The following is a 1020-nucleotide window of genomic DNA, read 5'->3' on the forward strand; positions in this document are numbered from 1 at the left end:
GAGAACTTAAGCGCCAGTAAACGGCGGTGGTAACTATAACCATCCTAAGGTAGCGAAATTCCTTGTCGGGTAAGTTCCGACCTGCACGAATGGCGTAACGACTTCCCCACTGTCTCAACCACAGGCCCGGCGAAATTGCAGTACGAGTAAAGATGCTCGTTACGCGCGGCAGGACGGAAAGACCCCGGGACCTTTACTATAGCTTGACATTGGTATCCGAATTTAATTGTGTAGGATAGGTGGGAGCCGGTGAAGCTTGGACGCCAGTTCAGGTGGAGGCAATCTTGAAATACCACTCTGTTGGGTTTGGGTATCTAACTTGCGGCCCTGATCGGGTCGAGGGACAGTGTCTGGTGGGTAGTTTAACTGGGGCGGTTGCCTCCTAAAGGGTAACGGAGGCGCCCAAAGGTTCCCTCAGCCTGGTTGGCAATCAGGTGTTGAGTGTAAGTGCACAAGGGAGCTTGACTGTGAGACTGACGGGTCGAGCAGGGACGAAAGTCGGGACTAGTGATCCGGCACTTGCGTGTGGAAGCGGTGTCGCTCAACGGATAAAAGGTACCCCGGGGATAACAGGCTGATCTTCCCCAAGAGTCCATATCGACGGGATGGTTTGGCACCTCGATGTCGGCTCGTCGCATCCTGGGGCTGTAGCAGGTCCCAAGGGTTGGGCTGTTCGCCCATTAAAGCGGTACGCGAGCTGGGTTTAGAACGTCGTGAGACAGTTCGGTCCCTATCCGCCGTGCGCGTTGGATACTTGAGAAGGGCTGTCCCTAGTACGAGAGGACCGGGACGGACGAACCTCTGGTGTGCCAGTTGTCCCGCCAGGGGCACGGCTGGTTGGCTACGTTCGGAAGGGATAACCGCTGAAAGCATCTAAGCGGGAAGCTCGCTTCGAGATGAGGTATCCCACCACCTTGAGTGGGTAAGGCTCCCAAAAGACTATTGGGTTGATAGGCCGGAGATGTAAGCCAGGTAACTGGTTCAGTCGACCGGTACTAATAGGCCGAGGGCTTAACCACC

At 55.6% G+C, this 1020-nt stretch carries 1 rRNA gene; it reads left to right on the plus strand.

What is annotated here, in order from left to right:
- Nucleotides 1–1019 (plus strand): 23S ribosomal RNA (locus tag AB0C26_RS46440); the annotation flags it as partial.
- Nucleotide 1020: the final 1 nt, after the last annotated feature.

This window comes from Actinoplanes sp. NPDC048796 (genome assembly GCF_040650035.1).
Classification (GTDB): domain Bacteria; phylum Actinomycetota; class Actinomycetes; order Mycobacteriales; family Micromonosporaceae; genus Actinoplanes.